Annotated in this window: 12 protein-coding genes; 11 read left to right on the forward strand and 1 reads right to left on the reverse strand. The window is 61.4% G+C overall.

All coding sequences use genetic code 11. From position 1 onward, the window contains the following. Nucleotides 1-11 precede the first annotated feature (11 nt). Both ABMA59_RS19425 and ppk2 read left to right on the forward strand, forming a co-directional pair. Entirely contained in the window at nt 12-1,721 is a 1,710-nt protein-coding gene (locus tag ABMA59_RS19425) for a SulP family inorganic anion transporter (RefSeq protein WP_425475947.1), read from the forward strand. A gap of 26 nt (nt 1,722-1,747) precedes the next feature. After that, nucleotides 1,748-2,629, forward strand: coding sequence for a polyphosphate kinase 2 (ppk2, locus tag ABMA59_RS19430; RefSeq protein ID WP_349007030.1), 882 nt, complete (start codon nt 1,748-1,750; stop codon nt 2,627-2,629). A 45-nt stretch (nt 2,630-2,674) separates the two neighbouring features. On the opposite strand, the gene ABMA59_RS19435 is transcribed toward ppk2, so the two are convergent. Then, nucleotides 2,675-3,145 (reverse strand): histidine kinase, encoded by a 471-nt coding sequence (locus tag ABMA59_RS19435; protein WP_349007031.1) that lies wholly within the window; start codon nt 3,143-3,145, stop codon nt 2,675-2,677. 607 nt (nt 3,146-3,752) lie between these two features. On the opposite strand from ABMA59_RS19435, the gene ABMA59_RS19440 reads away from it, so the two are divergent. The 9 genes from ABMA59_RS19440 to ABMA59_RS19480 all read left to right on the forward strand — a co-directional run bounded on the left by ABMA59_RS19440 (nt 3,753) and on the right by ABMA59_RS19480 (nt 13,571). Further along, entirely contained in the window at nt 3,753-4,982 is a 1,230-nt protein-coding gene (locus ABMA59_RS19440) for an arginine deiminase (protein ID WP_349007032.1), read from the forward strand. A 30-nt stretch (nt 4,983-5,012) separates the two neighbouring features. Next, the gene (locus tag ABMA59_RS19445; RefSeq protein WP_349007033.1) at nt 5,013-6,017 is read left to right on the forward strand and encodes an ornithine carbamoyltransferase; all 1,005 of its coding nucleotides are present in this window, start codon (nt 5,013-5,015) and stop codon (nt 6,015-6,017) included. 1 nt (nt 6,018) lies between these two features. Then, nucleotides 6,019-6,957 (forward strand): carbamate kinase, encoded by a 939-nt coding sequence (arcC, locus tag ABMA59_RS19450; protein WP_349007034.1) that lies wholly within the window; start codon nt 6,019-6,021, stop codon nt 6,955-6,957. A gap of 60 nt (nt 6,958-7,017) precedes the next feature. After that, nucleotides 7,018-7,353, forward strand: coding sequence for a hypothetical protein (locus tag ABMA59_RS19455; RefSeq protein ID WP_349007035.1), 336 nt, complete (start codon nt 7,018-7,020; stop codon nt 7,351-7,353). A 36-nt stretch (nt 7,354-7,389) separates the two neighbouring features. Then, the gene (locus ABMA59_RS19460; RefSeq protein ID WP_349007036.1) at nt 7,390-8,829 is read left to right on the forward strand and encodes a DUF3300 domain-containing protein; all 1,440 of its coding nucleotides are present in this window, start codon (nt 7,390-7,392) and stop codon (nt 8,827-8,829) included. Nucleotides 8,830-8,851: 22 nt separating this feature from the next. Further along, on the forward strand, nt 8,852-9,847 hold the full coding sequence (locus ABMA59_RS19465; RefSeq protein ID WP_349007037.1) for a DUF2950 domain-containing protein: 996 nt from the start codon (nt 8,852-8,854) through the stop codon (nt 9,845-9,847). Nucleotides 9,848-10,150: 303 nt separating this feature from the next. Continuing rightward, a complete protein-coding gene (gene cax / locus ABMA59_RS19470) occupies nt 10,151-11,245 on the forward strand; it encodes a calcium/proton exchanger (protein WP_349007038.1) in 1,095 nt (364 codons plus the stop codon). A gap of 95 nt (nt 11,246-11,340) precedes the next feature. After that, nucleotides 11,341-11,652, forward strand: a complete 312-nt coding sequence (locus ABMA59_RS19475) for a potassium channel family protein (protein WP_425475952.1) — start codon at nt 11,341-11,343, stop codon at nt 11,650-11,652. Nucleotides 11,653-12,299: 647 nt separating this feature from the next. Continuing rightward, entirely contained in the window at nt 12,300-13,571 is a 1,272-nt protein-coding gene (locus ABMA59_RS19480; RefSeq protein WP_349007040.1) for a tyrosine-type recombinase/integrase, read from the forward strand.

The following is a 13,571-nucleotide window of genomic DNA, read 5'->3' on the forward strand; positions in this document are numbered from 1 at the left end:
GCGTGCCGGAGATGACGCTTAATCTCCAGTCTTTGCCATTCGCCCAGGGGCTTCGGGGTTATCAAATGTCATGGCTGCGCCATGACATCTCGGCCGGGCTGGCGATAGCCGCCGTCGGCCTACCGAGCGCGATAGCGTACCCGGCGATTGCGGGGCTGCCTCCGGAAACAGGGCTCTATGCCAGCATCACACCGCTTGTCGCCTACGCGCTGTTCGGGCCTTCCCGGCAACTCATCGTCGGACCCGATGCCGCGACGATGACGGTGCTGGCGGCAGCCATGGCGGCGGTTCTGGCAGCCGCTCCGGAGGCCGACCGCGTCGCCGTCGCGGCAACCATGGCGCTGTGCGTCGGTGCCTTCTGCCTGCTGGCCCGAGCACTCCACCTCGGCATCATCGCAAGCTTTCTCTCGCGGCCCATCCTGATCGGCTTCTTCGCCGGCATCTCGCTGTCGATCATGATCGGACAGATCAAGAGAGTAACCGGCGTGCCTATCGATGCCGATGGGCTGATCTCGCCCCTGGTCGAACTTGCCCGGAAGGCAAACCTGATCCACTGGCCTTCCCTGTTGCTTGCAGCGGCCATGTTCGCCCTATTGCAGGCCTCTTCGGCCTTGCGCTCACCCATTCCGGGCCCGGTGATCGTCGTTGTAATCTCCGTGCTGCTGTCGCTCTTGTTCGACTTTCAAGGGCATGGAATTGATGTCGTCGGCGACGTCCCCTCCGCCCTTCCCTCGCTGCATCTTCCGGCGCTTAACGGACTTCCGTTCGATCTGATCCTTTCCGGATCGGCCGCCATCTTCCTGGTGAGCTTCGGCGCTGGCATCGTCACGGCGCGCAGCTTCGGCGCGCGCGGCGGCTACCGGGTCGACGCCGACGGCGAGCTTGTCGGTTTCGGCGCCGCCAATGTTGCGGCCGGTCTGTTCGGCACGTTCCCGGTCACGGCATCGGATTCCAGAACCGCCATCAATGCCAATGTGGGCGGACGCTCGCAAATGGCGAGCATCGTCGCGGCCGCGGCGCTGGTCGCCACCCTGCTCTTCCTCAGCGACGCCTTGAGGATCCTGCCCGTGCCGGCGCTTGGCGCAATTCTCGTCTCCGCTGCCATCAGCCTGATCGATCTCAGTGCGCTCCGGCAGATCTGGCGCATCAGTCCGATTGAGTTCGTGTTCGCGCTGTTTGCGCTGTTCGGGCCGATTGGCCTTGGCGTGCTCTATGGAGTTATGATCGCCATCGGCGCGACGCTGCTCTACATCCTGCGCCAGATGATGTTTCCGCGCGAAGCCATGCTCGGCCGGATACCGGGCCGCGACGGCTTCTACAAGCTGCATCGCAGTCCTTCGGCCCGCGCCGTTCCGGGCCTTGCCATCACCATCGTTCAAGGCAGCCTGCTTTTCTTCAATTCGGACTACGTGGAGAAGCGGCTGCGCGAAATCGCCGAGACGCTGGCCGCCGACACCAAATGGTTCGTGCTCGATGCCAGCGCAATCGCGCAAATCGACAGCACGGGCGCCACCATGCTCGGCGACTTCGCCGCCGATCTCGCCAAGCGGGGCATAGCCGTTGGCTTGGCGGAGTTGCACGCCGACGCCCGGGCATTGCTGGGACGCGCCGGCGTCCTGGCCAGCATCGGCCCCGAAATGATCTTCGACGACCTCGACGATGCCTTTCGTGCCTTCGAGGCGCGAGGCAGTGGCACATCGGGATCACCAATGCCGTCGTAGCACGGCTTCACAGCGAGGGAGCAGAAATGAGCAAGAAAAAGAACAAGAAGCCCGACCAGGAACTGGCGGACAAAAACGCCGAACCGGCGGATGCACAGGCTGCCGCCGTCAGCGACGACGCACCGGCAAAGGAAAAGTCCAGCGGCAAATACGCCAAGGAACTTGCCCGCCTGCAGGTCGAACTCGCCCATCTGCAGGCATGGGTCAAGTCAACCGGCGCGCGCGTGGTGATCATCTTCGAGGGGCGGGACGCCGCCGGCAAGGGTGGCCTTATCCGGCGCATCACGGAGCGCCTCAGCCCTCGCATATTCCGGATCGTCGCACTGCCGGCCCCGTCCGACCGCGAGAAATCGCAAATCTATATGCAGCGTTACATCCGCCACCTGCCGGCTGCCGGCGAGGTCGTGATCTTCGACCGGAGCTGGTACAACCGGCCTGGCGTGGAACGTGTGATGGGCTTTTGTTCCGACAAACAGGCGCAACGGTTTCTGGAACTATGCCCCGCATTCGAGGCTGCGATCGTCGAGTCGGGCATCACGCTGCTGAAATATTTCCTGACCGTCAGCGAAGACGAGCAGGAGAAACGTTTCCGCCGGCGCATAGAAGACCCGTTGCGCCAGTGGAAGCTGAGCCCGATGGATCTCGAATCCTATCGACGCTGGTGGGATTACTCGAAGGCCTATGACGAAATGATCCGCCTCACCAACACGCCTCACGCGCCGTGGTGGATCGTGCAATCTGACGACAAGAAGAAGGCGCGGATCAACTGCATCACGCACCTTTTGAAGGCCCTGCCCTACGAGCCGCCGAAATTCGAGGAGCCGAAGCTCGGCAAGCGGCAGAAGCGGCCTGACGACTACGTCGAGGATACGTCCCCACGCAACTTCGTGCCGGATGTTTTGGCGTAATTTTGGTGCAGGAATGAGCCCGCCCTGAGCGGGCTCATTCGTCTGTCACTTCGTTTCGGGAGCCCAGCTCAGGAAGAAGCCGACATCGCCGGGCATGCCTCCCGGGAAATTGATGATCATTGCCTTGAGTTTGTATCCCTGCGGCTTGCCGAAGGTTTGATAGCGGTCGAAGAACTCCTTGGCTTTGCCCTGCAACGTCTGCGGCCAGGCAGGATCGTTGCTGTTGATCGCGCGGCCGCTGTCCGTGCAGAGTTCCGACGGGAAGCTGTAGACCATCGCCTCGAGCTTGCCTGCCTCGACCGCGTTCATGACGAGGCGCCGCACGGTGGCGATCTCCTCCTCGGTCACCTGGTGGCTCAGGAACTCGTCCGTGAACTTGGTGAGTTCCTTCTGCTTGGCGTCTTGTTCCTTTCGGTACTGCGATACCTTTTCCATCTCCTTTTCGAGCAGCTTCTGGCGAAGCTGCGCGGCGGATACTGGAGGAGCGCTCGGGTCGGTCGATTTGTCTGAAGCCATGTCGATAGGTCCGGTCAGGGTTTCCGATGTTACAGATTACCACGGCAACTGCGGTATTTTGCAACAGTCCTGCGAAGCCAAATCGAAGATACGGTAATATACGCACCGGCCGTGCCACCAGATGCCTGGCAGGAGGAGCCGGACGGGGTCGATAGACGGCCGCAGCGCTTAAGATCAACTTCAAGTTGAGCGCGTGATCGGGCCGGACCCGGCTGACGGTTGCACACCGTAAAGTACGTTCGACTGGATCGGTACAGGTAAAGCCTAGTAATTAACCCTGCGCGGCCTATGAATAGGCCGCTCTCCGTACAATTGTAGCGACCGGCGTTGCCGACCCACACGGTTCGGCAATGTCCATTGCGTCCGGGCTTGAGGAGGCTGGTCTGACAGCGAGAGAAATCTGCTGCGACGGAGGTGCAATCGGAACAGTCTTCTCGCGAGCAACGCAAGGGCCTGGGGCTGGATGAAGGTTGCCACGACGCCGGCAGGTCTCGGGAGGTCTGCTGCTGGGTTCGATCAAGCTCGACACTGTTCGTCCCGGCATCTCGGACTCGTTGCGACGATCCGGTGATCCAATGTTCGTAGACGGCAAGTCAGGAGGAGACTGATGCGAGAGTTCGGCGTGCACTCGGAAGTCGGCAAGCTGCGCACCGTCATGGTCTGCAAGCCTTCGCTTGCACATCAGCGGCTTACTCCCGGAAATTGCCACTCCCTGCTCTTCGACGATGTCATCTGGGTGCATGAGGCGCAGAAGGACCATTACGACTTCACGCTGAAGATGCAGGAGCGCGGCGTCGAGGTGCTCGAACTTCACGATCTGCTGGCCGAAACTTTTCACGTCGGGGAAGGCCGCAGCTTTGTACTCGACCGGCTGATAACGCCCGATTCCGTGGGCTTCCAGAATGCCGCCTTCATGCGGCCGTGGCTGGACGAACTAAATGCGAAACACCTCTCCGATCTGATGATCGGCGGCATAACCGTCGCCGATCTTCCCGAGAGCATCGGCAAGGGGATGATGTCCGAGGCGTTCGGCGACGCCGAATTCATCCTGCCTCCGATCCCGAACACACTTTTCCAACGCGACCCGTCCTGCTGGATTTACGGCGGCGTGACCTGCAATCCCATGTATTGGCCGGCCCGCAAGCCCGAAACGCTGTTGCAGCGCGCCGTCTACAAGTTCCACCCTTCCTTCAGCGGCGGAAACTTCAAGATCTGGTGGGGAGATTCCGACGAGGGATTTGCGCACGCCTCGTTGGAAGGCGGCGACGTTATGCCGATCGGAAAGGGCGTCGTCCTCGTCGGTCTCGGCGAGCGGACGACACATCAAGCCGTCGGCCAAGTTGCACGCGAGCTTTTCAAGCAGGGTGGCGCCACCCGCGTCATCGGCTGCCTGATGCCAAAGAGCCGGGCCGCGATGCACCTCGACACGGTGTTCACCTTCTGCGACCGCGATCTGGTGACCGTGTTCCGGGACGTGGTCGACCAGGTCCGATGCTACAGCATCTACCCCCTTGACCAGAGCGGAGCTTTCGAGGTGCGCCGCGAGGAAAAGCACCTGCTGCAGGTGGTGGAGGAAGCGCTCGGCATCGGCAAGCTGCGGACGGTATCAACCGGCGGCAACGTCTACGAGGCCGAACGGGAACAGTGGGACGACGGCAACAACGTCGTCGCGATCGAACCGGGCGTCGTCGTCGCCTACGATCGCAACACCCATACGAACACGCTGCTCCGCAAAGCGGGCGTCGAGGTCATAACGATACGGGGCGCCGAACTCGGACGCGGGCGCGGCGGCGGACACTGCATGACCTGCCCAATCCTACGCGACCCGGCCTACTGAACACGCGACCTTGTTCATTGGAGTGGACTGATGAGCCTCAACCTTCGCAATCGCTCGCTTCTGACCGTGCAGGACTATACGCCGAGGGAATTCCGCTATCTGCTCGACCTGGCACGCGACCTCAAGCGCGCGAAATATGCACGAACCGAGCAGGAGCATCTGAAGGGCAAGGAGATTTGCCTGATCTTCGAAAAGACATCGACACGCACACGCTGCGCCTTCGAGGTCGCCTGCCACGACCAGGGCGCTCACGTGACCTATCTCGATCCTGCCGGGTCGCAGATCGGCCACAAGGAATCCTTCAAGGACACCGCGCGCGTTCTCGGCCGGATGTTCGATGCCATAGAATATCGCGGATCGGCTCAAAAAGGCGTCGAGGAACTCGCCCGCTATGCCGGCGTGCCCGTCTACAACGGGCTTACCGACGAATACCACCCGACGCAGATGCTGGCCGATGTCATGACGATGCGGGAGTACAGCGACAAGCCTGTCTCCCAGATCAAATATGCCTATGTCGGCGACACGCGATCCAACATGGGGCACTCACTCCTCATCGTCGGTTGCCTGATGGGGATGGACGTTCGGATTTCCGGGCCGAAGTCGCTCTGGCCGTCCGAGGAATACATGACCATCGCCAACGATTTGAAGGAAAAGTCTGGTGCTCGCCTCACCGTGACGGAGGACGTCAAGGCGGCGGTCAAGGACGTGGACTTCATCCACACGGACGTCTGGGTCTCCATGGGCGAGCCGAAGGAAGTGTGGAAGGAGCGCATCAAGCTGCTCACTCCGTACCAGGTGAACGCCGCCCTCATGAAGGCCAGCGGAAATTCCCAGGTAAAGTTCATGCATTGCCTGCCCGCATTCCACGATACGGAGACGACGCTCGGAAAACAGATCGCCCAGGACTACGGGATGAGCAACGGGCTCGAAGTCACCGACGACGTGTTCGAATCCGAGGCGAATGTCGCGTTCGAACAGGCCGAGAACCGGCTGCACACGATCAAGGCGCTGCTGGTCGCCACGCTCGGAGATTGAGATGCGCATCGTCATCGCACTGGGCGGCAATGCGCTGCTGCGGCGCGGCGAACCGATGACGGCGGAGGTCCAGCGGCGCAACATCCGCACCGCCGCCGAAGCGATTGCGCCGATCGCCGCCGACCATCAACTCGTCATCAGCCATGGTAACGGCCCTCAAGTGGGCCTGCTGGCACTTCAGGGCGCTTCGTACAAGCCGGACGAAGCCTATCCGCTCGACGTGCTCGGCGCCGAGACCGAGGGCATGATCGGCTACATGATCGAGCAGGAACTCGGCAATCTTCTACCTTTCGAGGTGCCTTTCGCCACCTTGCTGACCATGGTCGAGGTGGATGGCGACGATCCAGGCTTCAAGAACCCGACGAAGTTCGTCGGGCCTGTCTATGACGAGGGCGAAGCAAAAAGGATCGAGACGGAAAAGGGCTGGGTCTTCAAGCTCGACGGCCCGAAATGGCGGCGCGTCGTTCCTTCGCCGGCGCCGAAGCGGATTTTCGAGATAAGGCCCATCCGATGGCTGCTGGATCACGGCACGGTGGTGATCTGCGCCGGCGGCGGCGGTATCCCGACCATGTACGCGCCCGGCAAGGATCGACAGTTGATGGGTGTGGAGGCAGTCATCGACAAGGATTTCTGTTCCGAGCTGTTGGCGCGGGAACTCGACGCGGACCTGTTCGTCATGGCGACCGACGCGGAGGCGGTTTTCACCGGCTGGGGAACACCGGAGCAAAAGGCAATCCATCGCGCCAGTCCCGAAGCGATCTCCGCCTACAAATTCCCCGCAGGCTCGATGGGCCCGAAAGTCGAGGCGGCCTGCCATTTCGCTGAGGCAACCGGGCGGACGGCGGCCATCGGCGCGCTGGCGGACATCGCGGCAATCGCTCGGGGCGAGAAAGGAACGCTGGTCAGCAAGGAGTTTCACGGCGTAAGCTGGCATTCCTGACCAGAGCAGCCCCTTTGATGCGAGGCTTTTTTGCAATTGCCGGTCCTGATCGAAAGCGAGGTGGCGACGCGCGAAAGCCGGTGGCTCGAATCGGGCACCGCTCGCTTTTCGAAGCCGCGCTTGCTGGCGATAGCTCTTGCCTCTGTGGTCCTCACCGGAGCAGCCAGCGAAAATGCCAGCCGAAAGGATATCGACGAATGCACGAAGGAAGCCAGCCGAACGGCCTCCGCCAATCCGGATGCCGCTCCGGTGACCCAGGCAGAGGTTTCGCCAAACGATCCTCATCTGTTCGATGCGGTTGCCGCATGTTTGAGATCGAAAGGCTATATGAGAGTGCAGGACATCGGAGGCGTCTGCGATGATTTCATTCTGCCCCAATGCTTCGAGCGAAACTGAACACGGGTTGCAGCACTGACACAGGGGAGTTGAAACATGACCTTCAACACCGTTTTAAGGGCAGCCGGCGCTGCGGCGTGTATAGGCTTGATGATATTCGCGGCATACCCGACGGCTGCGCAGACGCAAACGGCGGCGGCGGCTCCGGCCGCGCCGGTGGCCGAGGCGCCGGAGCCGCTCAGTGCCGACGAGCTCGAGGTGCTGGTGGCGCGCATCGCGCTCTATCCGGACGAGCTTATCGCGGTGATAACCGCCGCGTCGCTCTATCCGCTGCAGATCATCGAGGCGCAGCGCTATCTCGACGCCTACGCCAAGGACAAGAAGCTGAAACCGAAGGAAAGCTGGGACGGCAGCGTGATCTCGCTGCTCAACTATCCCGAGGTCGTGAAGATGATGAGCGACGATCTCGAATGGACGCAGCAGCTCGGCGACGCCATCGCCTACCAGCAGAAGGACGTTCTGATCGCCATCCAGCAGTTGCGCGAGGAGGCGGTCGCCAAGGACATCGTCAAGACCGATGACAAGATGAAGGTCGAGACGCAGGGCGACAACATCATCATCCAGTCGGTCAACACCGAAAAGATCTACGTGCCGCAATACGAGCCGCAGATGCTCTACGTGGAGAACTATCCGCCTGAGCCGATCAGCTATTATCCGGAACCCTATCCGAGCTATTGGTATCCGGGCGCGACCTTCTTCGCGGCGGCGGCCACCGGGGCGATCTGGGCGGCGGCGGTCGACTGGGACGACTGGGGTGTCTGGGGCGGCAACTGGGACGGCGGCGACATCGATATCGACTGCAACAAATGCTTCAACGACATCGACTTCGACGGCAAGCTCAACCTGAAGGACGTCGACTGGAAGAACATCGACCGATCCAAGATCAATTTCGACCGGGATCAGCTTGCAAAATTCGACCGGACCAACATCAAGAACAGGGTCGAAGCGAACGGCAAGAACAACATCGGCAACAGGGCGGCCAACATCCGCCGCGACATGCCTAAGAACAATCCGGCCCGCGCGGCCAAGGCCCAGGACATTCGCAAGTCCACGCTTGAAGGCCTCAAGAACAATCCGGGGGACCGGGCACGCGCCGGCGCTGACGGGCAGAGACCGGCCGCGCGGCCCGATGGAGGCAAGCGCGACGCCGCCGCTCGGTCTGGCGGCCAGCGGCCGGCCAACGCCAACCGCCCCGCGGGCAAGCCGAAAGCCGGCGGCAAGGTGAACAACCGGCCAAGCAAACCTTCCGGGCTTGGCAATGTCGACCGTGGCAAGGTCGCCAAAGTGCAGTCGAACCGCGGCCAGAAATCGATGGGCGGAGGTCAGCGCGGCGGCGGACGGGCCGTCCAGCATGGAGGCGGCGGTGGACGTAAAATGCACAGTGGAGGCGGCGGGCGGTCGATGAGCGGCGGCGGCAGATCGCGTGGCGGCGGTGGCGGCGGCGGCCGTGGTGGCGGCGGCGGGCGCAGGCGTTGAGCACGGGCAAAGGAGCAGGACCATGAACGCGATTCTCCGTCACATGATGCGTACCGTCTGCCTGTCCGCTCTCGCAGCGGGACTTGCGGCCATGTCGCCGGCCTCATGGGCGCAGGCCCAATCCGACCAGCCGGCACAGGCCGCGGACGCGGACGAGGCCGGCGACGATCCCGGCATCTTCGCACTCGAGTCGGACGAGGACCCGCCCCTGTTCGACAATGCCGACGCCGCCGTCGACGCCTTCAAGAAGGCGTTGGCCGCCGACGATTTCGACGGCCTGGCGAAACTGCTTGGCCTGGATGCCAAAAAACTCAGGCAAGCCGACGGCGTGATGGACACCTATGCGAAAATCCGCGAGGGGGCGGCCAAGGAACTGGTGGTTGCCGACATCGAAAACGGCAAGGTCCTGCAGATCGGCGAGAAGCTCTGGCCATTCCCCTTCCCGCTGTTGAAGGGCGAGGACGGCAAGTGGGCCTTCGACAGCGAGGCGGGGCTTGAGGAGATCATCAACCGGCGCGTCGGCGAGAACGAGCTGGAGGCTATCGCCACGGTGCGTGCCTATGTCGACGCGCAGGAGGAATATGCCGAGGACGACCATGACGGCGACGGCGTGGAAGAGTTCGCGCAGAAACTGATCAGCAGCGAAGGCGCGACCGACGGACTCTACTGGCCTACCGACGCCGAGCATGGCGAAAGCCCGGCGGGCGACCTCAACCAGGCCGAGCTGGAGGACGCCCGCAAAGGCGAAGGTTACTTCGGCTATCGCTTCAAAATCCTGACCGGCCAAGGCGACAATGTCGCGGGCGACGCCTATGACTACATCATCAACGGCAACATGATCGGCGGTTTCGGATTGCTGGCCTGGCCGGTGAAATATGGCGAGACCGGCGTGAAGACGTTTGCTGTCAATCAGCAGGGCATCGTCTACGAGACCGATCTCGGCGAGGCCACCGGGCAGATCGTCAAATACATCGACCGCTTCAACCCGGACGATACGTGGGACGTCGTGAACGACTGAGCGTTATCTGTCTTAGGTGACGGCTCCGCGCCTCACCCAGGTGCCAGCGGAGCCGGCGAGCGTACCACGACGCGCTGCTGTGCGAACGCGGCGCCATGCAGGCTCCCCCGCTACGGTGATATACAGTGACATACTTCTTATCCGTCGTGATCGATCGTACCGTCTAAATCCGAACCCATGAAGCGAGGGACCGCGGTCCGTCTTGGAACGGGACAGATCAAAATGGTTTCGGGAATCTGACTTACCGTGCCAGTTGCCAAGCCAAAGACCGAGGAGTCTGGGTGACCGAGCAGGAGTGAACAGTTGGGCCCCCTTCTCAAAGAAATTCGCCACAGCCCTATGCTGTGGTTGCTGGTCACAGTGCCAGTGGTGTTCGTTGCCGCGAAAATTGCTCCCGAAGCTCACACGACGCTCTTTGTGCTGTCAGTGCTTGCCATCGTGCCACTGGCGGGATTGCTCAGTCACGCTACCGAATCTGTTGCCGCCAAGACGGGCGACGCCGCCGGCGGGCTGCTCAATGCCACCCTGGGAAATCTGACCGAGCTGGTCATCGCACTGGCTGCTCTGCGCGCAGGAGAGTACACATTGGTGAAGGCATCCATCGCCGGCGCGATTGTCACCAACACCTTGTTCATGCTGGGGGCCTCGTTTCTCGTCGGTGGACTCAAATACCACCTTCAGGAATTCAACCGATCCAGCGCGCGTCTCCAGTCGGGTCTGCTTTTCTTGGCTACAATTGCGTTGCTGATGCCCTCGGCGGTGGCGGAAGTCGACTCAACATCGGCGGCGGCGGTGACCCAACAGCTTAGTCTCGGCTTGGCCGTTCTGTTGATCGTCGGATACGGATTAGGACTGTTGTTCTCGCTCGGTACGCACCGTGAGGTCTTTTCCGGGGCGGAGCACGCCGAGCCGGACGAAGCACCGTGGCCGATCGGACTTGCCTTGGCCACTTTGGCAGGCGTTACGGTGCTCGTGGCGCTGGTAAGCGAGGTTTTCGTCGAGTCGGTGCAGAAGGCTGCCGAAGCATTTGGGATGACCCCTGCTTTTGTCGGTTTCATCGTCGTCGCACTGGTCGGCGGCGCCGCCGAAATGGCCTCGGCGTTTTCGGGCGCACGCAAGAACCGGCTCGACCTGAGCGTGGGTATTGCGCTGGGGAGCGCCTCCCAAATCGCGTTGTTCGTTGCGCCCGTGCTCGTTCTGCTGAGTTACGTGGTTGGCCCATTACCGATGGACCTGCAATTCTGGCCGGGTGCCGTGGTGATGGTGCTGATCGCGACCCTTACCGCGATGTTTGTCACGAACAGCGGGCGGTCGGCGTGGTTCGTCGGCGTCCTGGTATTGATGGTGTACGCAATCTTCGCCATGACGCTATACATCCTGCCGCCGGCACTACAGTGAGGTCGATCTGACGTTGGGCGTTTATTGCCCCGCGAGCGACTGAAAGGCCAGAGATCATGTCGGCAGAAAACGGCAAGAAATCACCGTCAAAGCAAATGAGGCGCATATTCTTTGCCGCACTCGTCCAGCAACTCCGTGTAGTCTGGCCAATCCTATCAGGAATCGTATTTGTCATGACTGGATCAGGGCTGGTAATATGGCGCATAGCGAACTGGCGGATCGACGAGGCCCTCTACTTCACCTTCGTGACAGGCCTCACCATCGGCTATGGCGACTTTACACCAAAACATGTTTCGGCCCGATTGCTGGCGTTGGTGATCGGTTTCGCAGGAATTGTGTTAACCGGTCTCGTTGCGGCTATCAGCGTGCAGGTTCTGAACGCGACGAACCGTGAAACGGCAGAATAAGAGGTTCAGCCCAGCCGCAACAGACTGCCGGCGTCGGCTTGGGAAGATTCATATGCGGAGTGTGCAACGATCGCTTGGGTCGGGTCATGACGATGCCCCAGCCCCGCGAAGGTCCGCTCTTTGCAGGTTCGCAGCCTGAAGCTGCCGGTCCAGATGTGATCACGTCGAGAGACTGGCTGCCGCCGCAACACATCCTGTCCCTGCTCGGCATGTTTCTTGTAAGTGGTCGGCGCCACACATCCGCTCTCGGGCGGCAACGAGATCTCGGAAGGTGGGGCGCGAAGGCGTGCTGAGGGCCATGGAACGGGCGAACGAACGTCCTTGAGCGAGCGAGTCGACAGCCCAGCCGAGGCGCGCCGCTTACCTCAAGCATACCCAACGAAATTTTTTGCGGGAAAGGCCGCTTGCTAAGTCTTTGAGATTGTTTGGCTCCCCGGGCCGGATTCGAACCAGCGACCAACCGGTTAACAGAGGCTTTCCATCGCGCCACAGTGCGACAAGCCGCGACTGCCTGAGACGCTTAAATCCTTGCTACACAATGGTTTAACTGTGCATGGTGTTGCACTGCGTCGCAATGGGTATCGACAAAGCGCATGTTCTGGCGTACCTATTTCCGTACCTAAGCGGAACCGGTTGGTTGCTGGACAATGCCGACGATCGAACTCACCGACAGATTTTGCGCCGCTGCCAAGCCCATCGAAGGGAAACAGACGGACTATTTTGACACTGTCATCAAGGGGCTTTCGCTGCGGACATCCCCCGCCGGCACGAAAGCATTTTATCTGAACTACACCCGCCCTTTGGACGGCAAGAGGGCCAGGATGAAGCTCGGGCGATATCCCGAGATCAAGCTCGGTAAGGCTCGGGAGAAAGCCAGAGAAGCGCGCGGCGGTATCGGCGACGGTCAAGACCCGCTGGTCGAGAAACGCGCCCTCGCCGCCTCCCAGAGTGTGCGCGACCTCGTCGACAACTACATTGCGCGCCACGCATCGACAAAGCGCTCGGGCGACGAGATAGCGCGTCGGCTCCGTAAGAATGTCAGTGACGAGGTCGGCGACATCAAACTGTCCGAACTGCACCGGCGCGACATCACCCAATGCATTGACGCCGTGAAAGATCGTGGCGCCCACGTCGAAGCCAATCGCATCTTTGAGGACATCCGGGCGATGGTGCGATGGGCGCGAGGCCGTGGCGATCTCGACCATAATCTGACTGAGGGGATGAAGAAGCCTACGGAGACGACCGAACGCGACCGCGTGCTCGACGCCGACGAGATCAAAACCATGTGGGCCTCTCTCCCCGACGCCGACATGCGCGAGTCGACCCGCCGGGTGATCCGGCTCTGCCTGATAACAGGCCAGCGTGTCGGCGAAGTTTCTGGCATGTCTCGGAAAGAGCTTGATCTGGCAAAAGGCATTTGGACGATCCCGCCCGAGAGGTCGAAGAACAAGCACGAACATGTCGTTCCCCTGCCCTCAATGGCTATCGAAATCATCAAAAGCCAACTGGGCGACGCCGAGGCTCTCGCCGAGCGTAAGGAACGAGCGGTCTCGGATTTCGTGTTCCCTGGCCCTGGCGCCCGCGCTGCCGTTACCGGTGCAGCTATAGCCAAGGCCATCAAGCGTGAAGAGACGACCAAACGCGGCACAGCGAAGATTATGGGCGTGGCACCTTGGACATGCCACGATCTGCGCCGCACCGCCGCGACGCATATGGAAGAATTGGGCATCTCGCCCTTCGTGATCGGCCACGTCCTGAACCACGTCAGTTCGACCAGGGCGAGCATCACCAGCCGCGTCTATGCGCGGTACACCTACGACCGGGAAAAGCGGGAGGCGCTGGAGACTTGGGCCGACCGACTCGCCGGCATCCTCGAAGGTACGAGTGCTGACATCCTTCATCTTGCCTCAAGGAGATAG

The organism is Mesorhizobium yinganensis, from assembly GCF_040081985.1.
GTDB lineage: Bacteria > Pseudomonadota > Alphaproteobacteria > Rhizobiales > Rhizobiaceae > Kumtagia > Kumtagia yinganensis.